Annotated in this window: 24 protein-coding genes; 12 read left to right on the forward strand and 12 right to left on the reverse strand. The window is 44.6% G+C overall.

Annotation, left to right across the window (positions count from 1 at the left end; translation table 11 throughout):
• Positions 1 to 95: 95 nt before the first annotated feature.
• Complete coding sequence (locus QT987_RS04390) at positions 96 to 926, forward strand: CPBP family intramembrane glutamic endopeptidase (protein WP_333237611.1); 831 nt, start codon at positions 96 to 98, stop codon at positions 924 to 926.
• Between the two features lie 118 nt (positions 927 to 1,044).
• Here QT987_RS04390 and QT987_RS04395 read toward each other — a convergent pair whose 3' ends face one another.
• From QT987_RS04395 to QT987_RS04405, 3 genes are all read right to left on the reverse strand, one after another.
• On the reverse strand, positions 1,045 to 1,422 hold the full coding sequence (locus tag QT987_RS04395; RefSeq protein WP_333237615.1) for a HEPN domain-containing protein: 378 nt from the start codon (positions 1,420 to 1,422) through the stop codon (positions 1,045 to 1,047).
• Positions 1,412 to 1,876 carry a hypothetical protein gene (locus tag QT987_RS04400; RefSeq protein ID WP_333237617.1) on the reverse strand — a complete coding sequence of 155 codons (465 nt, stop codon included), beginning with the start codon at positions 1,874 to 1,876 and terminating at the stop codon, positions 1,412 to 1,414. The genes QT987_RS04395 and QT987_RS04400 overlap by 11 nt, the downstream gene beginning before the upstream one ends.
• 420 nt (positions 1,877 to 2,296) lie before the next feature.
• Positions 2,297 to 4,258, reverse strand: a complete 1,962-nt coding sequence (locus QT987_RS04405) for a bifunctional serine/threonine-protein kinase/formylglycine-generating enzyme family protein (RefSeq protein WP_333237619.1) — start codon at positions 4,256 to 4,258, stop codon at positions 2,297 to 2,299.
• 56 nt (positions 4,259 to 4,314) lie between these two features.
• On the opposite strand from QT987_RS04405, the gene QT987_RS04410 reads away from it, so the two are divergent.
• Complete coding sequence (locus tag QT987_RS04410) at positions 4,315 to 4,671, forward strand: S-layer protein (protein WP_333237621.1); 357 nt, start codon at positions 4,315 to 4,317, stop codon at positions 4,669 to 4,671.
• Between the two features lie 246 nt (positions 4,672 to 4,917).
• Here the strand turns inward: QT987_RS04410 and QT987_RS04415 are convergent, their stop codons facing one another.
• From QT987_RS04415 to psbH, 6 genes are all read right to left on the reverse strand, one after another.
• Positions 4,918 to 5,247, reverse strand: a complete 330-nt coding sequence (locus QT987_RS04415) for a helix-turn-helix transcriptional regulator (protein ID WP_333237623.1) — start codon at positions 5,245 to 5,247, stop codon at positions 4,918 to 4,920.
• A gap of 115 nt (positions 5,248 to 5,362) precedes the next feature.
• Positions 5,363 to 5,731, reverse strand: coding sequence for a type II toxin-antitoxin system RelE/ParE family toxin (locus tag QT987_RS04420; protein WP_333237625.1), 369 nt, complete (start codon positions 5,729 to 5,731; stop codon positions 5,363 to 5,365).
• 122 nt (positions 5,732 to 5,853) lie between these two features.
• Positions 5,854 to 6,120, reverse strand: a complete 267-nt coding sequence (locus QT987_RS04425; protein ID WP_332958583.1) for a DUF3146 family protein — start codon at positions 6,118 to 6,120, stop codon at positions 5,854 to 5,856.
• Positions 6,117 to 6,779 (reverse strand): aminoacyl-tRNA hydrolase, encoded by a 663-nt coding sequence (gene pth, locus QT987_RS04430; protein WP_333237627.1) that lies wholly within the window; start codon positions 6,777 to 6,779, stop codon positions 6,117 to 6,119. The genes QT987_RS04425 and pth overlap by 4 nt, the downstream gene beginning before the upstream one ends.
• Positions 6,780 to 7,043, reverse strand: a complete 264-nt coding sequence (locus QT987_RS04435) for a TatA/E family twin arginine-targeting protein translocase (RefSeq protein WP_333237629.1) — start codon at positions 7,041 to 7,043, stop codon at positions 6,780 to 6,782.
• Between the two features lie 151 nt (positions 7,044 to 7,194).
• The gene (psbH, locus tag QT987_RS04440; protein WP_015176007.1) at positions 7,195 to 7,398 is read right to left on the reverse strand and encodes a photosystem II reaction center phosphoprotein PsbH; all 204 of its coding nucleotides are present in this window, start codon (positions 7,396 to 7,398) and stop codon (positions 7,195 to 7,197) included.
• 212 nt (positions 7,399 to 7,610) lie between these two features.
• Here psbH and psbN point away from each other — a divergent pair, with 212 nt between their 5' ends.
• The 4 genes from psbN to QT987_RS04460 all read left to right on the forward strand — a co-directional run bounded on the left by psbN (position 7,611) and on the right by QT987_RS04460 (position 11,557).
• Positions 7,611 to 7,742, forward strand: a complete 132-nt coding sequence (gene psbN / locus QT987_RS04445; RefSeq protein ID WP_190742515.1) for a photosystem II reaction center protein PsbN — start codon at positions 7,611 to 7,613, stop codon at positions 7,740 to 7,742.
• Between the two features lie 244 nt (positions 7,743 to 7,986).
• On the forward strand, positions 7,987 to 9,087 hold the full coding sequence (gene aroC, locus QT987_RS04450; RefSeq protein ID WP_333054594.1) for a chorismate synthase: 1,101 nt from the start codon (positions 7,987 to 7,989) through the stop codon (positions 9,085 to 9,087).
• 1 nt (position 9,088) lies between these two features.
• A complete protein-coding gene (locus QT987_RS04455; protein WP_333237631.1) occupies positions 9,089 to 10,000 on the forward strand; it encodes an MBL fold metallo-hydrolase in 912 nt (303 codons plus the stop codon).
• Between the two features lie 633 nt (positions 10,001 to 10,633).
• Positions 10,634 to 11,557, forward strand: a complete 924-nt coding sequence (locus QT987_RS04460) for a hypothetical protein (RefSeq protein WP_333054592.1) — start codon at positions 10,634 to 10,636, stop codon at positions 11,555 to 11,557.
• Here the strand turns inward: QT987_RS04460 and QT987_RS04465 are convergent.
• Entirely contained in the window at positions 11,554 to 11,685 is a 132-nt protein-coding gene (locus QT987_RS04465; protein ID WP_333237632.1) for a hypothetical protein, read from the reverse strand. The genes QT987_RS04460 and QT987_RS04465 overlap by 4 nt on opposite strands.
• Positions 11,686 to 12,553: 868 nt before the next feature.
• Here QT987_RS04465 and QT987_RS04470 point away from each other — a divergent pair.
• From QT987_RS04470 to QT987_RS04480, 3 genes are all read left to right on the forward strand, one after another.
• On the forward strand, positions 12,554 to 13,153 hold the full coding sequence (locus QT987_RS04470) for a class II aldolase/adducin family protein (RefSeq protein WP_333237634.1): 600 nt from the start codon (positions 12,554 to 12,556) through the stop codon (positions 13,151 to 13,153).
• Positions 13,154 to 13,560: 407 nt separating this feature from the next.
• Positions 13,561 to 14,115 (forward strand): Npun_F5560 family protein, encoded by a 555-nt coding sequence (locus QT987_RS04475; RefSeq protein WP_333054589.1) that lies wholly within the window; start codon positions 13,561 to 13,563, stop codon positions 14,113 to 14,115.
• A complete protein-coding gene (locus QT987_RS04480; RefSeq protein WP_333237636.1) occupies positions 14,108 to 14,758 on the forward strand; it encodes a hypothetical protein in 651 nt (216 codons plus the stop codon). Before QT987_RS04475 ends, QT987_RS04480 begins: the two co-directional genes overlap by 8 nt.
• A gap of 44 nt (positions 14,759 to 14,802) precedes the next feature.
• Here the strand turns inward: QT987_RS04480 and QT987_RS04485 are convergent, their stop codons facing one another.
• Positions 14,803 to 15,147, reverse strand: coding sequence for an STAS domain-containing protein (locus tag QT987_RS04485; protein WP_333237639.1), 345 nt, complete (start codon positions 15,145 to 15,147; stop codon positions 14,803 to 14,805).
• A 349-nt stretch (positions 15,148 to 15,496) separates the two neighbouring features.
• Between QT987_RS04485 and QT987_RS04490 the strand changes: the two genes are divergently transcribed.
• From QT987_RS04490 to QT987_RS04500, 3 genes are all read left to right on the forward strand, one after another.
• On the forward strand, positions 15,497 to 16,120 hold the full coding sequence (locus tag QT987_RS04490; protein WP_333167522.1) for a DedA family protein: 624 nt from the start codon (positions 15,497 to 15,499) through the stop codon (positions 16,118 to 16,120).
• A gap of 271 nt (positions 16,121 to 16,391) precedes the next feature.
• Positions 16,392 to 17,126 carry a hypothetical protein gene (locus QT987_RS04495; protein ID WP_333237641.1) on the forward strand — a complete coding sequence of 245 codons (735 nt, stop codon included), beginning with the start codon at positions 16,392 to 16,394 and terminating at the stop codon, positions 17,124 to 17,126.
• 64 nt (positions 17,127 to 17,190) lie between these two features.
• Complete coding sequence (locus tag QT987_RS04500; RefSeq protein WP_333237642.1) at positions 17,191 to 17,829, forward strand: Uma2 family endonuclease; 639 nt, start codon at positions 17,191 to 17,193, stop codon at positions 17,827 to 17,829.
• A gap of 146 nt (positions 17,830 to 17,975) precedes the next feature.
• Here the strand turns inward: QT987_RS04500 and QT987_RS04505 are convergent, their stop codons facing one another.
• Positions 17,976 to 18,905, reverse strand: coding sequence for a hypothetical protein (locus tag QT987_RS04505; RefSeq protein WP_333237644.1), 930 nt, complete (start codon positions 18,903 to 18,905; stop codon positions 17,976 to 17,978).
• Positions 18,906 to 19,044 lie beyond the last annotated feature (139 nt).

Here is a 19,044-nt window from a genome sequence, read left to right on the forward strand (position 1 = left end):
GAGGACTTTCGCTATGAGACAGGGGTTAAAAACCCCTGTCGGACATGCCGACCGACCAATAAGCCGATTTACCCAATTTCAACTCATTTACAACAATGATTAACCGCCTCCAAATAATAGCCAGTTATCCCTTTCCTTTACGTGTAATAATTTTCCTATTAATCTTGCTAGCAATTTGGCTGCCGCTAGCAGCACCGATTTATCTCTTAGTTAAAGATAGTAACCTAGCAACTATTCTGACAATGGGATTGTTGTTTACTGAGTTTCTGTTCCTAGTGCCGCGCTGGGGAAAACAGGTTTACGGACAAACCCAATTACTCAAAAGTTACGGTTTAATCAATACGCGAAAAAACGGTTTTGAGCTTTTAATCGGATTGGCGATCGGGCTTTTGCTCACTTTCAGCTTATTTGTGGTGCAATGGCTGTTCGGTTTGGTCGCGTGGCAAAATTCTGATAATTTGCCGAGAATCATCGCAGAAGGGCTGTTAAGCGCCCTTGGAGTCGGTTTTGCGGAGGAGTTGGTATTCCGAGGTTGGTTGCTGGACGAGTTGCAGCGGGATTACAATTATAAAATATCTCTGTGGGTGAATAGCCTGGTGTTTGCCCTATCTCATTTTATCAAACCTGTCGCGGCAATGCTGCAGAGTTGGCCGCAGTTTCCGGGTTTGTTGTTGCTGGGTTTGATTCTGGTTTGGGGAAAAAGATCGCGCCAAAATCGCCTCGGTTTGTCGATCGGGCTTCATGCAGGTTTAATCTGGGGATATTACATCATTAAAATCGGGCAGTTAGTGCGATATTCGGGATCTGTTCCCGACTGGGTGACAGGAGTTAACGGCAATCCGCTAGCTGGGGCAGTGGGGCTGTTGTTTTTGAGTGTCTTGGCCTTGGGAATGCGAAAACTGTCTGAACATTCCAAAGGTTTGTAATATATCCATCAGGTGCGTCGCTATGAGATTGTTGGTATTTAGTTAGGAATTTATCGCAGGCGACACACCCTACAACTGCTGCTGTTTTAGCAAAGGCATTATCAGATTAAATTGATATTTAGAGATTATTTAGGTTATAAATTATTTCTTGAGAACGCTTGAGCGCAATAGTAGCAATCGCAGATAATAAGGGAAAATCATCGTCATAATCTGCTTGATTTCGATATCGGCGCAACACTGCTAAATTATCGGCGATTAATTGATATCTTGAGTCAGGATTAATATCAAATTCTTGCCAAACATAGCGGTGAATATCGCTAGTTTTTGGCAGGGAATGACCTTGTTTATCTCGCAAATAGTTCCGCGCTAAGATAAAAGCAGCATAATAGGAACGACTGATAGCATCCCTCAATCGCGCCTCCTGTTCAGCAGGAATAGTTGCTTGACCAGCAAGTTCTTTTGCTAAATTTAGGTATTGCGACCAATCAAAACTCATCAGTATATTCCAAAATCGTATAAAAATGCTCCCGAATTTCATGGGATAATCCCCTAGACCAATTTTTACGCAATTCGTCTTCTCTATCCATTGCTTCATCGGGAGCGAGGTCTGTCAAGATGATTGAGAGAACCAGATGAACATAGTTAGGAATTTCGGGGTCATTGATGACTTGAAGTAATAGTTTTTGTTCGGGGAAATAATTGCTAATCTGAACGGGTGCTTCTAGCACAACGGGAAGTAAAAACGGATATTGGTTGATAAATTCAATAACTTCTGTTTTGTCTCGGAAAATGTATGATTTTTCTATGGTTTCGATGTCTGATTGGGAAATGAGGAAAGGCGCGACTCTTGGTGCTGATATCTTGTCTAAAATTAAGGATGCTATGGCATTTTGTTCTGCTTCGGGTAGTTGAGAGACGGTGGCAAAAGTTTCTGCTAATAGGTTATTCATTTTGTAAATCTCCTATGCGACTATTCGTGAGAAAAATCAATATTTCTAATTATAATCTGTTCGGCGGTGAATCTGAAAAAAAAATTAGTTTACTACGCTGGAACCCATCCTAAATCAGCACCAACTCCTCCGTAAATAAACCAGACTATTTCCGCAGACTTGTCTCTACAGAAAGCATTGACACAATGACAGTGATTTTCCCAAACAAGACTTACGCACAGGTGACCAGAAACCGGTTTTTTTGCGATATCCTTCGCTGTACTCCACAGATTAAGTAAAAAACCCGGTTTCTTTGTCGGGAGTGCATCCACGAGTGCCAAAAAATAAATCGAGTCGCCAGAGACGACGAAAAAAGTGAAAAAGAGAAAAGAGTAAAGAGTAAAAGGGCAAAAGAGCAAAGAAGAGTCCTCACGGGGAAAACTAGGACGACGAAGAAACCGAAGCAACCGCCACGCGAAAACCCCTGGGCCCCGACGCGAGGCCCGCCGAGCCGAAGTGACAATCGGCACTACGGCAAGCGAACGCATCGTAGTTCCAGGAACCGCCACGCTGCACCCGGTAATTACTATCTCCACCACTTTCCCAAGCACTACCATCAGTCGGCGCACCGTTATAATTATTGTGCCTAACATCTTGACACCATTCCCAGACATTCCCGTGCATATCATAAAGTCCAAAGCTATTAGGCGGAAAACTACCTACAGCAGTTGTTTTCTCACGAGAACTTCCCTTCGGTGCTGAACCGTAGGGATAATTGCCGTCATAATTAACTAAATCCGGGGTAATTGTCTCCCCAAAATAAAAAGGTGTAGTGGTTCCTGCACGACAAGCATATTCCCATTCTGCCTCACTAGGCAGTCTATAATTGCGTCCAGTAAGTCGAGATAATCTTGCACAGAATTCTATAGCATCATCCCAATCTGCTTGCTGAACAGGGAAATTACCTCTAAAATTAAAAGGATCAGGATAAACCTTGAGGTCAATCTTGACTTTCAGTAAAGCTGCCACAGCGCGCCATTGAGCCTGAGTCACCTCATATTTTCCCATCAAAAAAGGGGCCACATTAACATTATGCTGCGGCCCTTCATCGTTATATCGTCCTGCTTCCGTATTGGGGGAACCCATGACAAAACTGCCACCAGGAATTGCCATCATGTCTAAAGTTATGCCCTTGGCGATAGTTTCTGTAAAAACCTGTGCTTGACTTTGGCTGCGCTTGGTGATTTCCCCCGTTGAATTCACTGTCACCGTTTCAAATTGAACTGTTTTTAGGGAATTTGACGATACTTTTGGCGATGGAGTTTTTGGTGCTGGTGGTTCTGGTTGTGGGGTTTCTGGAGGTGGTGGCAACTGAGATGGTATATCGTCGTTGGGTAATATCGGTGACGATGGCTCATTCGTTGAAGTTTGAGGCGATTTGTTCCCCAAACTTTGATACACAACTAAACCGATAAGTCCTAATCCAGCCAAACCGACGAATTGTAAAAAACCTCGCCTTGTCGGTGGCGGCGGTGGTGTTGGTGTCGGTGGCGGTGGCGGTGGTGGCGGTGGGAGAGGCGACGACAAAGATAAAATTGCTTGCAATGCTTCCCCTGCATCTTGATAGCGCTGACTGAAATTATCGCGCACCATTTTATCTAAAATATTCGCTAAATTATTGCTAACTTGTGCCTGATTTTGCCAAATAACTTCTCCCGTCTGCGGATCTTCTGGTAAGGTATCAGGAGGTTGACCAGTCAATGCTTGAATCCCAATCATCCCCACTGCATAAATATCGCTACACAGTTTAGGTTTGCCCTTCGCTTGTTCGCTGGGCATATAACCCGAAGTACCAATACCAACGGTGAAGCTAGTTTGTCCTTGAGCATTAACAACCATTGTGCTAATTTCCTTGACCGCCCCGAAATCAATCAAGATAATTTTACCATCTTGGCGACGCATTATATTAGCAGGTTTTAAGTCGCGATGAATCACATTTTGCTGATGAACAATGGCTAAAACTTCTAATATCTCGTGCAATAATTTAATAGTATGGGATTCGCTTGATTTTTTACCGAGAATCAGTTCTTTGGTAAGGTCATGTCCTTCGATAAAATCTTGCACCAAATAAAATTCGCCATTTTCCTCAAAGTGGGCGGAAAGGCTGGGGATTTGGTCGTGTAGCTTACCCAATTTATACAGCGTTTGGGCTTCTTTGTCGAATAAGCCTTTGGCAATTAGTAAAATGGCGGGATTGGGGTCTTTCGGTTTAAGATGTTTGACAACGCACTGGGGCTGTCCGGGTAGGTCTAAATCTTTAGCGAGGTAGGTGTCGCCAAAACCGCCTTGTCCCAAGTCTTTGATAATTTGATAACGATTGCGGAGAATACGACTCGTCGGCATAGTTTTCAGGGAATGCAGTGCAAGTTAGGATATATTGTCGCACAAAAAGTAATGAGATGGTTAAAATCAGAATCGTTTCCACAATTATACTGTTAGTTAGTGCCAGTTGTTCATCTCCCGCACAGGCGCAAAATGCCGCACAAGCCAAGCCAAATAATTCTTTAGTTCAAGTGCAGCCAACGCGAGAACAAATTCTCAATGCTTGCGTGCAGAATCAGGCTGAAACCCTGCCAAATCCTTTTACCGATGTACCTTCCAATCACTGGGCTTACAAAGCTGTTTTGACAATGTATTATTGCGGAGCTTACCGAGAAGGGACGCCACCTGCTTTAATTAAAGAATCACTGGAATCGGGACCTCCTATTAGAGAAAGTTTGCCTTCCCGATTCCCTTTTCCCTTCCCATTACTATGATTTTAAAACTCAGCTGCAGGCAACGCCACAACAAATTCTCCCTGCTTGCGTGCAGAATCAGGTTGAAACCCTGCCCACTCCTTTTACCGATGTACCTTCTGATTGCTGGGCTTACAAAGCTGTTTTGACAATGTATTATTGCGGGGCTTACCGAGAAGCGACGCAACCTGATTTGCTGACAAACCGCCGATTTATAAAAGTGAATGCAAAGAAGGTGAATTATACAAAAAAGTGACTATTCAGATATCAAATGCTAACAACACTAATTCCTGCGGTCGCGGGCGATTCCAGCTTTTGCTTCACCACAATTTGCACATCGCACCCTAACGCATTTAAAAATCGAAACAACCTTTCTGTTGAAAAACCTGTCAGCTTTCCTCTCATCAAGGCTGACACCTTTGGCTGGTCAATTCCTAATACTTCTGCTGCTTGAACTTGATTCAGTTTCCTTTGACTAAGGATCTCGGTTATCTGGCGTACCAGTTCCGCCTTCATCAGCATTTCATCAGAATTAGGCAGACCCAAATCAGCAAATATATTGCCACTACTAACTTGAATATCGATCTCCTTACTCATGATTTCGCCCTTTTTTACCTGGTCTTAGTTATTCCTGAAAAAGTAGTGATAAGAAGCCGTCTATTTCCAGCTTCTTTAGAAATATAAGCACATCTTATCACTACTAATTCCATTCTTACTTACTCTTGAACTCTTCGTAATGTTCTTGAGCTAGTTTTAGCCTTTCTTGGATTAACTTAATATCTTGTTGCGGTGTAGCAATTCCTTTTTTAGACTTTTTCTGGAAAGCGTGCAAAACATACACTGTATCTGCAAACTTTACCGTGTAAACAGCTCGATAGGTATCCCCATCATAGTCATCGGTAATTTCTAAAACTTTTGCACCTCCAAACCCTTTGAGAGGTTTAGCAGATTGGTGTTTTCCTCCTGTTTGTGCTAGATACAGAGCATAGCCCATTATGCCACGTACATCTTCAGGAAATTCTTTAAGATCGTTCAGAGAACTTCCGATCCATAGAATATCTTTGGGTGATATTTGTCTCATGTTTAGAATATTTTCTCAAGATTTTTTTTCTCATGGCATTGATTGTGTTGTTTACGACTACACTTCCATTATGCTAGATTTAGCATAATGTGTCAAGAGTTATTCTCAAATAAATATCAATATTAAAACTCAGCCCGAACCGTAAACGAATAATCGCCACCTGGTTCAAGCTGATAATCCCATTTCTCCAGAAAACGGTGCAGCGGTTCCTGAATCAATGCCCTACCCTGAGAAGGTTCAAGTATCAGTGTTTTTTCTGACGTGAAACGCCACTGAAACTGCCACTCAAAATTGCCGGCAGTCACTTCACCCTCAATCGTGCCTTTTTGCCAAGATTGGCCAGTAACCCGGACATATGCAGTTGTTTCAGGCAAACGTCTCGAACTCACCTTTTTGTTTCCGCGTTTGTTTCTGCAATTGTGCGACTATTGTAAAGGCTCATGGCTTTTTCTACTCCTTGGTGCAGGCTTAGTTCCACAGCTTCTACAACCAGTTTAAGCACTTTCTCTACTAACTGACTTTCCTCTGAGGAAAATTTTCCTAAAACGAAGGAAATCGTATCTTTCTCATTTTTAGCAGCATCGTTTTGAGGTTTGCCGATGCCAATCCGCAAGCGGGGAAATTTGTCTGTGCCCAAATGAGAAATTGTCGATTTCATGCCGTTGTGCCCGCCGGCCGAACCGGCAAGCCGCATTCTCAATTTCCCGATCGGCAAATCCATATCATCGTATACTACTAATACCGACTCCGCAGGTATTTTGTACCAATCCGCCGCCGCCCGAATCGCTTGACCGGAAAGATTCATGTAAGTAAGCGGTTTCAGCAAGCGGATTTTCTGTCCCCTCGGCCGGTTTCCCTCGCCACATATGCCTTGAAATTTGCGATTTTCCGACAGGGAAATCTGCCAAGATTTAGCCAAGGCATCGACAGCATTAAAGCCTATGTTGTGTCGGGTGCGATCGTATTTAGGTTCGGGATTTCCCAACCCAACTATTAGCTGGGGAATCACTAACTCCGCTGGTGTTTCCGACTTCTGAGGGTTATTCATCTAACTGTCTGTGCTATCTTCCTTCTTGGGAGTAGCCGCCGCGAGTTTTTCAGTTTCCGGTTTGCTGCTAGTTGCTACTGCTTCTTCTAACTGCTTAGCTTCCCGCGTGAATTCCGACTCAAAATCCCGCGAAGCGTCTTGAAAGCCCCGAATTGCTTTCCCCATACTCCGACCGATTTCAGGTAATTTTTTCGGGCCAAATACCAATAGGGCGATCGTAAAAATAACTGCCATTTCGGGCAAACCAATGCCAAAAATATTCATGGTTTTTCTCCAGCAATTTGTTTAGTTACTTCTTGTTTATTTATGGCAAAAGTAATCGGAAAGGGTAAGGAAAAACGGGAAAACTTAGCTTTTGCCCTTTCTCCTCAACCCTAAGCTTTTACTTTTAGCCTTACTGTTTTGTGATCAATTTTTAGCGGCCTAGGCTCGACCAATCCATATCCACACTCTCCAGAATCAGAGAAGAGTTGTAGATTTGCAAAATAATCAACAAGAACACGAAAAACAGTCCAATGAACACGCTCATCAATAGCGTGGTTCCCCAGCCGGGGGCTACCTTGCCGTATTCCGAGTTAAGGGGTTTGAGTATATCTCCTAACCAAGTCCGTTGTGCCATAAGTCACCTGCAATGAATCTCTACAGAAAAGTTTGACATATTTCTACCGCTAATTGCGATCGCAATTTCTCAGAAATGCTGCAGGGGGACTCGGAAAACGGGGAGTGGGGGTTGGCTGCCATACCGTACAGCGCCTAAAATCACGAGACTTTCAGACGGATTGTTATTTTTTGTAATATTATAGAGTGGAGCACTCATAATCGATCAAAAATATGGAACCCGCAGCAGTTCTAGGCATTTCACTGGGCGTGTGTCTGGTGGCAATCACCGGATTCTCGATCTACACGGCTTTCGGCCCTCCCGCTAAGGAATTGAGAGATCCTTTTGAAGAACACGAAGACTAAAGAAGAAGGAAAGCACAACACGGATTCGGACACGGATACACGGATGAATTTAAGTGTGTTTCCAGATATCTCCTCTTCTCTGTCTCTCCCTCTCTCCCTGGTAGATATTCTTCTAGGGGTGGGAAGGGAGTGATGCTGTTGGGCGATCGCCTGTCGCCTACTGGTCAATGGTATATTTTTCATAAATACAGTAAATCTCTATTCCACTTAAGCTAAAAATTATCAAGTTTCAGGGCAAAGCATAATGGGCAATACCTTTGGGCATTTATTTCGGATCTCGACATTTGGGGAATCTCACGGCGGCGGTGTGGGAGTAGTAATTGATGGTTGCCCGCCCCTGGTGTCGATCGACGCATCGTTCATTCAAGCCGAACTCGATCGCCGTCGCCCCGGCCAAAGCAAAATTACCACACCTCGCAAAGAAGCAGATACCTGCGAAATTCTGTCGGGGGTGTTTGAAGGCAAAACTTTGGGAACGCCGATCGCAATTTTAGTCCGCAATCAAGACACTCGCCCCCAAGATTACGGCGAAATGGCGACAACTTACCGCCCTTCTCACGCTGATGCTACCTACGATGCTAAGTACGGAATTCGTAACTGGCAAGGCGGAGGTCGCAGTTCGGCGAGAGAGACAATTGGTAGAGTAGCAGCAGGGGCGATCGCCAAAAAAATTCTCCAACAAGCAGCCGGAGTCGAAATAGTCGGCTACGTCAAACGCATCAAAGACTTAGAATGTGTCGCCGACCCGGACACTGTTACCTTAGAACAAGTAGAAAGCAACATCGTCCGCTGTCCAGATGCCGAATGTGCCGAAAGAATGATTGAACTGATCGAAAAAGTTCGCGACAGTGGAGATTCGATCGGCGGTGTAGTCGAATGCGTCGCCCGCAATGTACCCAAAGGTCTGGGAATGCCCGTATTCGACAAACTTGAAGCCGACTTGGCCAAAGCCATCATGTCCTTGCCCGCCAGCAAAGGCTTTGAAATAGGTTCCGGGTTTGCCGGGACTCTGCTCAAGGGCAGCGAACATAATGATGAATACTATACTGATGATAAGGGTGTAATTCGTACAGTGACGAATCGCTCTGGCGGAATTCAGGGTGGCATTGCTAACGGCGAAAATATAATTTTGCGGGCGGCATTCAAGCCGACTGCGACAATTCGCCAGCAGCAGCGCACAGTTACCCGAGAAGGCGAAGAAACGCTGCTGGCTGCCAAGGGACGGCATGACCCTTGTGTTTTGCCAAGAGCTGTGCCAATGGTGGAAGCAATGGTAGCTTTAGTGTTGTGCGACCATCTGCTGCGCCATCACGGACAATGTGGAACCTTAAAGCCTGAATTTTAAAATGGAAATCAGCTTGTCCTCAGTAGCGGCAAATCCCGTTGATTGCCCTCAACCCTCCGAATCAATAAAAGGTATAGATGATTTTGTAGTACAGTTTTGGGGCGTGCGGGGCAGTGTTCCGACACCCGGACAGGAAACTGTTCGCTACGGCGGCAATACTTCTTGTTTGGAAATGCGAGTCGCTGGCAAACGCTTGATTTTTGACGGCGGAACAGGCTTGCGGATGCTGGGAGACCAGTTGGTGCAAGAAATGCCGGTGCAAGCTTATATGTTTTTTACTCACTATCACTGGGATCACATTCAAGGTTTCCCGCTGTTCGCCCCAGCTTTCATCCGCGGCAATAGCTTTGATATTTACGGGGCGACTCCGCCGGATGGAGATTGCATGAAAAGGCACTTCGTTGAACGGGTGCTCCACTCGAATTCGCCGGTGCCGCTGATGGGTTTGCAGGCAGATTTGAATTTCTACGAACTCAATCACAACCAGACGATGATGCTGGATGATATTGAGATTAGGACGGGTTCTCTGAATCACCCGAATACTGCTATGGGATATCGGGTGACTTGGCAGGGACGATCTGTGGTTTATTGTTCGGATACTGAGCATTTTCCCGATCGGCTAGATGAGAATGTCTACAATTTAGCCCTCGACGCTGATGTGCTGATTTACGATGCGATGTACACAGACGAGGAATATCACAACCCCAAGTCTCCGAAGGTTGGTTGGGGACACTCGACTTGGCAGGAAGCGGTGAGAATGGCTAAGGAGGCGCGGGTGAAACGAGTGGTGATTTTTCACCACGATCCGGCTCACACGGACGATTTTCTCGATCGCATCGCCGAAGATGTGCAAATCGCTTTTCCGAAGGCTGTCATGGCCCGCGAGGGTCTGATTTTGCCGATCGGCTTCTGAAAAGTCGCCCTTGCCAGAGCGATCGAACCATCAACCGATCGAACCATAATTGTTATGTGAATATGTGGATCTGGGGCGAAACCAGCTCCACAATTTTTTTGAATACGCAGCAAACTCTTAACTGCATGGTATAATTCTTGCTTGTTAAGTTTTTAGGCAGATTATTTAAGGTTTTTTTTATTCTTCAACCGCGTCCGCAAGACGCCAAGACGTAAGATAATTGGAGGATTGCCAAGGGTGAAAAGGAGACAGTTTTGAATGTCAACAAACACGGGGAGGCGAGGCTCTCGCACGCCTGAGTGCTAGTCTGAGGCCAGTAGACTTCCAGAAGCCTTGTTACAGATTAATTATTAAGGACAAAAACTGAAGTTATAGCTCGGATCAAATAAAAGCGCGATCGGTTTTTTGGGCTCATGAATATTGACAACTCTCAAAAGCTAATAGCTTTTAGGTACAAACTGAGAAAATTTTCAGCAGTCAATTTGACTAACCAGAAAGAAACGATCGCTCTGGCGTTTGGCAGTAGCTGCGGCAAGCGAATGTTATGACTTGACTATCAAAATGGGAAATTTACGTTTTAGATCTTCAGCACATCAATACAGATGGATTGCCCTAGGCAGTTTTGCTGTAATTATGGGTATTTCAGGCGCCCTGGCCTACCGCCTCGCCCCGCCCCCCGGATTCATGGCTCAAGGCACTCTCAGTTCTAATAATCCGCCAGTCAAATTTTCGACCACGGGCACGACAATTCTCAAGCAGGGAGAGCAACTCACCCCGGAGGTTCTCCTAGCAGATAATGTTGTCAAAGCAGTGGCAGATGCAGTTAAGCTGTCGCCCCAGCAAGTTCGACAAAATGCTATTGTCAAAATTTCTAAGCCGGAACAACCCCTAGAAATTGTGGTTGGGTATCGCTCGCTAGATCAGGAGCAAGCAATCAAAACGGCGGATATGTTGATGAAGGGCATGGTTGAAAAAAGCCGCCTGATTAACAGATATCGGTGGCAATCAGTCAATCAGTCGCTCAACCAACGCTTGGCACAAGTCACTCAAGACCTGAAACAAGCTCAGCAAAAACTCGACCAATACGAAAGAGAGCGCGCTCGCCTGTTGCAGCAAATGAAGCTTCAGCAAGACTTTTACAATAAAACTCAGCTTGCAATGGCGGATACGCAAGCGTCGGAAAAAGAAATGGTTAGCAGTTTGGCCGCCGCTACAGTGCCGCAAATTGTGGCGACGCCCACGAGCGATCCGACAGTGCCTCTGATTTTGGGAATTGGCTTGCTGTTAGCGATTTTGGTCAGCCGCGGTTTGATTCCTTCGGTGGCGGATTGGAGGTACAAAGCAGCTTTTCAGCGAGAAGAGAGCGAAAGGCTCCAAAGTGCTTTGTACCGATTGATCAAAGAAGGCCGGGGCGAAATCACTCTGGTGCGGTTTGCGATGGAAACGCGGCTGTCGCCGGATGTCGCTCAGCGTTTTTTGAACCAACAAGCTGAAGTTTTTAATGCCAATTGCGAAATTAAAGACGACGGCAGCATCTTGTATCACTTCCACATTTAAAGGGCTGGGGGCGATCGCGCTTCCCAGAAAAATTTAGCCGATCGGGCCCTCACTGCTCGATCGGCTTGTTTTTTTCTTAATCTGATATCTTGCACCATTGTCAGCAACAGGCAAGATGCCTGTTCCACAAGAAAATTTATATGTTGTGGAACAGGCCGAAAAGCCTGTTCATAAAAGACTAATGGAGAATGGTGCAACATCTGAGTTAATAGGATTATATCAGGTTCGGTCGATCGACTATCCTCCTCTAGGTAGGCGCGGGTTTACCGGATCTATAACTTATACTACTACTACAGATTTTGGTGAACCCGCCGACGCGAGCTGGCGTTGCGGTGATTTTACGTGACATAATATTAGGCTCAACCCGGTTTCTTAGCTTGTAGGATGCCCCGGAGCTAAAAATTGCTCGATCGACAGAGGTGTTGAATAACGTAGAGCACCCGAAGATTGTGCCAGTGCGTCCCAGACTGGCTAAAAAATATTTTTTTTGTGTTCCGCTTGCTTTTTTCTTAAATATATGTACACTTATAAAAAATAAGTAAATCTACGGTTGCTTTTTACCGGACTTACCGGATTAAGGGTAATTTATCCTTAAATATTTCTTAAGGTAGAGCTCAACTCAGTAGAAATGCTGTAGTATAGAACAATAAGCGATTCAGGGATGTTATGTAGTTTCACATCAGAAACTCGATCGGGCAAAAGCCTAGAATCAAACTCCCCGACTGAAAGGGTACATTTTCATATTGAACTTTTGTAATCACCTAGAGGCTAAATCATGATTTTTGGAATAATTGGTTCAACTTTCGTAGCTTACTTTTTGCTAATGTCGGTAGCTAATTACGGCGACACTGGAATGTAGATTAGTTAAGGCACTTATGCACGGAGACATAAGGCAGCAGGCAAAAAAAGCTGTTTGACAACTTCTTGACAAGTTCGATTAAGTCTCAGCTTCAGCCAACTCTGTCGTGTCACAGTAGTGTCTGATCAAACAAAAAAATGGATGAAGGAGTCGTTAAGTACCGTTGTGATTGGGAAGAGGCAGGCCCTGTAGCTGCCACCAACATAGCAGATTTGATGGACTGGCGCGATCGGCTCCACTCTTGGGGATTAATTGGCGTCTACGAAAATGGCATAGGGTTTGGCAACGTCAGTGTCAGACTCGGTAATTCTTGCCAATTCGTGATTTCGGGAACCCAGACTGCACACTTGAGGAATCTGGGACCAGAATCATACTGTACTGTTACCGAATTTAACTTAGAAAAAAATTTCCTCGGCTGCCGGGGCCCCGTACAAGCTTCGTCGGAGTCCCTGACTCACGGGGCCCTGTACCTTCAGAGAGAGGATGTGTGCGGGATAATTCACGTCCACAATCCTAAGCTATGGCAGCAACTGCTGTTTAAGATTCCTACTACTAGAAAAGAAATACCTTACGGCACTCCCCAGATGGCCTTAGAAATGTTTAGACTTTTTGAGGAGGAGAATTTGGCAGATCGCAAAATGCTGGCCATGGCCGGTCACGAGGACGGCATTATCTGTTTTGGCAGCACCTTGGACGAAGCTGGCCAAGTGCTTTCTGCTGTGACTGGTTACACATGAGAGCTTGCACTATTCTCATAAAAAGCTAAGAAACCGAGTTTATTGACAAAAAACCTAGGATTTTCCCTGTGTCTATGGCAACTGAGATGTTGCACCAATATCAATAGTCCTTAATCCTTTTTTGGGCGGGTTCTCCTGCCCAACCCCTAATCCCCACAAAAAATTAATTCTTTGTGGAACAGGCATCTTGCCTGTTCTTGATAATGGTGCAACATCTCAGTGCCAAGAAACTAAGGTGATGACGTGGATGCCTGATTTGAGTTAAACTGAGCTTTACCCTTGACATCGGGCGGCTGGCTCGATTTAGCCTCATAGGTTCAAAACTTTTGAAGTGCCTCTTGCCTCTGCGGTAAGGGGGAGATATTTTTAAAGAGAAACAGATTATATAACAAAAGCTGAGAGTCATCGTGAATCAAACTAAACTTGTAAGCTCAAAAGAATTGCAATCAGAGGTATCTCGTCTCACCGAAGAGCTGCAAATGCGCGACCAATTGGTGCAGCAGTTGTCTCAAGAACTTTTCCGGCTGGTGAAGGGCAATTCTAATTTTGTGCCCGCGCCGGAAGTTTCCGATCGCCACCAAGCTCAAATGCAGGCAATGCGGGAACAACTCCAAGCTGTTGAAGAACAGGTGGGTTTTTATCAGGAACAAATCGCCGAACGGGATGCTGAGGTTTACCAACTGCGGCAGTCGGTGCAAGAATTGACGGATCGTTCTCGGATGCTAGAACAGGTAGTGCAGGAATTGCCGGGGGTTTACCGCCAGAAGTTTGCCGAGCGGCTCGATCCGATTAAGGAAAAGTTGGATCAATTGCAAAAGGAAAACCGTCAGTTGCACACTGAGTTGCAAAGCGTAACTTACCGTCTCGCGGTGCGGAGCCGCAAGGCTAAGGGCCTGGATCTGCCGAGCGTCGATGAAACGGACGATCGGGGAATTCAAATGCCGAGCTTTGGCAATGTCTAAGGTTTTGATTGTCGCGGGTGGTGAGAAAGATTCGGCCGCAAGTCTCTCCGCGGCGATCGCTCAATCTCATCCTTTAACTGAAGTCAATATCTGTGGGGTTTCTGAACTCCATTCTGGCGAGATCGCTCCGGGTGGGGCGATCGTTTGTCCTTTGACGCTGGATGTGCCAGAAAATCTGGTTTTTCCGGCTCAAGATGTGTTTCGATTTTGTAGCAATGTTTCTGCAGCGCGCGATCGAGTGTCCCAGGAGTTGCTTTTTCCCGTCGGTGGTGGCAATTTTTGGCTGCCTGTGGTGTTGACGGCAAAGGGCCCACTGTATGCTGAGGTGATCGGTGGGGAACCTTCTAAGCAGTCTGGCGAGTTGAGTTACTCTCAACCGGTGCATTTGTCGGATGTTTGGCGACAGCAGTTGTATGAGTTGGCTTACCGCTTGCTGAATCTTTTAAATGCGCCTCCGGCGACTTATTTGATGCAGTTCGGGTTTGTAGGGGAAAGGATTTGTTTCGATCGACTTTGGCCTTTTCCGGCTGCACCTGCGATCGCTTCTGTCGGCGTTCAAGTGCCGGATTTATTTCTTTGTCATTGGTATTGCTTGACAAATAAGCCTATTTATGATATACAAATTAGCTCTGCGGTTGCTTGAAGTCTATGGGAAACTTGAGATTTGAGCTCGGCAGATCATTTTAATCAAGCAACTAAAGCCGGAGTTTCAGTGGAGATAACTTGCTCGAAACTGTCGAAGATTTCAAAGAGTTGGTCGAGTTGAGTAATTTCAAATATTAGCCTGACTGTTGCTGAGAGGTTGCAGATGACGAGGCGGCATCCCCGGTGGCGGGCGGCGTTGAGTCCCCCGACTAAGGCGCAGATCCCCGAACTGTCGATGAAATCTACGGCGGCCATGTCTATTACCCAGAGTTTGTGGCGATCGGGCACAATCTCGGCTAGCTGTTGCTGGAGGAGGCTGCCGGCTTGGGAGTCGAGGCAGTTGTGAGGTTGAAGGACGATGGGTTGGTTGAAGTTGGGAAATTCCATAGCAGTTATCCTACGTTCGTAAAGTATGAATAAGTTAGTTTAGTTGCTGACTCTCTTGAGAGACTCAGGGGATTTCAGCGTATGTTTTAGGATTGGCGATCGCCCTTGTGGGAATCGGTGGGGAGAGCCGTTGTGATAAATTTAGGAGGAAAACTGGCTGGCGATCGCGCGGAACGCAACTGCAACAATTCTCTACTTATCTAGTATGCCTGAAAGGCTAATGTTTAGTTGGATCAGCGATCGCGACAACAGTGTGTTTTTCATCACAGCGAAAGATTGCACTATTGGCTGAATCGAGCCAATATATAAATGTATTGAGCTTTGCAAAAGTTTACGAAGGCAGTATCGAATGTCTTTTGAGTTTTTATCGTTAGAGACTATTCAGCAGTTTGCGCGTGATTACGGCTACTGGGCAGTATTTCTGGGAATTTTGCTGGAAAATCTGGGAGTTCCTCTTCCAGGCGAGACAATTACGATTGCTGGCGGGTTTTTAGCTGGCAGTGGGGAACTGAATTACTGGTTTGTGCTCGGCAGTGCGATCGCTGGTGCTACATTGGGGGGAAATTTTGGTTATGCGATCGGCAGGTACGGCGGCTGGCCACTGCTGCTGAAGCTGGGACAATTTTTCCGCTTTCGAGAAGAACAACTGTTTGACTTAAAAGAACAGTTTAGCAAAAATGCAGCTAAAGCCGTATTTTTGGGCCGTTTCATCGCACTGCTGCGAATTTTTGCTAGCCCCCTAGCGGGTATTGCAGAAATGCCTTTTTGGAAATTTTCCCTGTTCAATGTTCTAGGTGCTGCAAGCTGGGCATCTGTAATGGTGAGTTTATCCTACTTCTTGGGACAAGTTGTGTCTTTAGAGAAATTGGTAGCTTGGGCTGCTCAATTTGCGGTATTTGCTTTGCTGTTAGCAGTTGCTTGGATTGCAATTCCTATTTGGTTGGAGGCGCGGACTTTGGACAAGACTAAGTAAGATTGGTGGTTAGACTTTTTGCAAGAGTTCGGGATTTTCTGTTTTTAACCGCAGATAAAAGCAGATGCAATGTATTTTTGCAATAAGTCTATCTAATCATTCGTAGGTTGGGTTAAGCGAAGCGAAACCCAACTATCTAGCGAAACCCAACTTTCTGGGAACCTCAAGTTGGGTTTCGTTCCTCAACCCAACCTACAACTTTTTTCCTTTTAGTCAGTTCGCTAACATAGATTTATAATAGTAAAAATCAATTATATAATAGATAAGAACTATGGGATACACTACAATTTTTGACGGAACATTTCATTTAAATAAACGGTTATTAGACAGCGAAGCTATTTACTTATTAGAGTTTTCTCGAACTCGACGGATGAAGAGAAATTCGGCGATTTTGCAAAGTATTCCCGATCCGGCGAGAACAGCGGTGGGTTTGCCTGTGGGCGAAGAAGGCTGCTATTTTGTCAATGAAAAATGGGATGAAGACTCCGAAATTTCTGTTGTTAATTACAACCGCCCGCCGAAGACTCAGCCCGGATTGTGGTGTAAGTGGATTCCTACTGCTGACGGCGGAGGGATTAAATGGAGCGGCGTAGAAAAGTTTTATGATTATGTCGAATGGTTGCAGTATCTGATCGACAATTTTCTCAAACCTTGGGGTTATGTTTTGAATGGCGAAGTGAATTGGCAGGGGGAAAGAGAAGAAGATATAGGTATAATTGTAGTTGCCAGCAATCTGATTATTTTGCCAGAAGGTGCTGAGGAATTGTTGAGGTATGCGGTGTCGCCGGTATCGGTGCCAAAGTTTGTTTGGGATTGTTTGAAGGCGGTGCAAGCGGCGGGATTTTCTTTGAGGGATTGGAAGGAGGTAATTGATAAAGCTGTGGAGTTGGGACACGGGGAAGCTGCACTGTGGATCAAGCCTAATTTTGACAAGTATTTTGATGGTATGGAGCGGGGTTTTGAGTTTGAAGGAGAGGTGATTGAAACAAAAGATGAGGATTTGTGAGCGGTAGTTTCGATTTGTGGATGATGCGGCTATAATTGTGAGTAGGAGAAAATGAGGATTTACTATGACGGCATTAACAGAAATCCGCGAAGAATTAGCTGAGGACAAAGTTGATGAAAAAGTACAGATTTATTACTCTCCCGAAGAGTATTTAATGCTGGAAGAGGGGGCAAAATTTAGAAGCGAATATCAGGATGGCAAGATAATTCCTATGACAGGCGGAACACCGAATCACAATCAAATAGCTCTTAATTTTAGCGGGACTTTGAATTTTGCTACGAAAGGGCAACCGTACCGAGTATTTATAAACGATTTGCGTTTGTGGATACCTTCCAAGCGGGTTTATACTTATCCCGATGTGATGTTGGTGGCGGGAAAATTGGAGTTTGCTGAGGGTAGGAAAGATACGATTACTAATGCGGTGATGGTAGCGGAGGTTTTATCGGAATCGACGGCGGATTATGACAGAGGTGGCAAGTTTAAACTTTTTCGCACGATTCCTACTTTTCGAGAGTATGTTTTGATCGATCAATACGAGATGCACGTTGAACAGTTTGTTAAGACGGATGATAATAAGTGGGTTTTGTCTGAGTATGATGGTGCTGATGCGGTGTTGAGATTGAGTTGTGTGGAGTTTGAGATGCGGTTAGGTGATATTTACGATCGCGTGGATTTTGAGTCTGAGTCTGAAGAGCGAGGGTGATATTGAAACCACTAATTTCGGGGCGATTGGAAATCGCGTCTACACAAACAAGCAAATTTCGGGGCGATTGGAAATCGCGTCTACACAAACAAAGTCCGCCTTCGCGGACTGGGAGAAAAAGTATAATTCTGGAAGTAGTAGAATTCTCAATCATCTGCATCATACGACTTAACTATTTGCATATCAATCCTTCTTTCTCTTAAAATTCCACGAATGATATGTGCTGCGTCCTTAACTTCGGGAATTTCATTCTCTGAAGTTGATTCATAACTCATTCTTATCTCTGATAGGGCGGGGAACTCAATTTCTTTTCCGTCTGCAGTGCTAATCCGCAGATTTTTTTTAAGTATTAACTTTTTTCCCTCCTCATTTCCTAAATTTGCTGATGACAACTCCTGAGTGTTTACAGAAACAATTGTGTCATATAGATATTCACCTGTGTCCACTAAAGTTGCTACACCCCTGATAAAATTCCAATGACACTTATAGTAGGAAAGAAAATTTTTACATAAAAAAATCACCATAAATATATGAATACTGTACCTGGTCTTTCCATCTAGCCCTTTTTCAACATAATAATCCTGAGAACCTATTAAAGCTCGTAAAAGAGTATCATTATCTTCTAATATAAATCCACTACTAAGCTCTATGGGATGATCTTGATTCATCACTACATTAAGAGTTTTTGGTTGATTCTCATCTTTGTTTACTACAATTACATCTAATTCTGTAGGAGATTTTTTAAATAATGCTTTCTTATCGTCTAATAACCATCGATCAATTTGTTCATCACTAACTCGCGGAGTTATGTTAGGTGACATTCTTATTTTGGCAATCAAGAAAGTTGCTATCACTAAGGCAATAGTAAATGAAATATTGATTGCAAGTGAAAATAATAACCCTCCAACTACGATATATACAAAAACCCCTTCTTTTGGCGCTCTCTTCTCTTTCCAATGGGCTAAAAAATCTGAAATTACTTGTTTGGCAAATGATTCAGTTGTTGTATTTCGCTTTTTCAAGCATTCAAAATATTGTTTAATTAACTTCCTGTCTGTTGATAAATTGGTATACATTATTCTTTCTCCCTTTGTTTGAAAATACTAGCCATTGGTGTGTCTTTTATGAGCGAACTTATTGGGAGCATCCCGGTTTTGTAAATGGTTAAAAGTATGATAAGAGCCAAAATTTTTCGCCCTCCGCTATATGATAGAA

This window comes from Microcoleus sp. SVA1B4 (genome assembly GCF_036700545.1).
Classification (GTDB): domain Bacteria; phylum Cyanobacteriota; class Cyanobacteriia; order Cyanobacteriales; family Microcoleaceae; genus Microcoleus.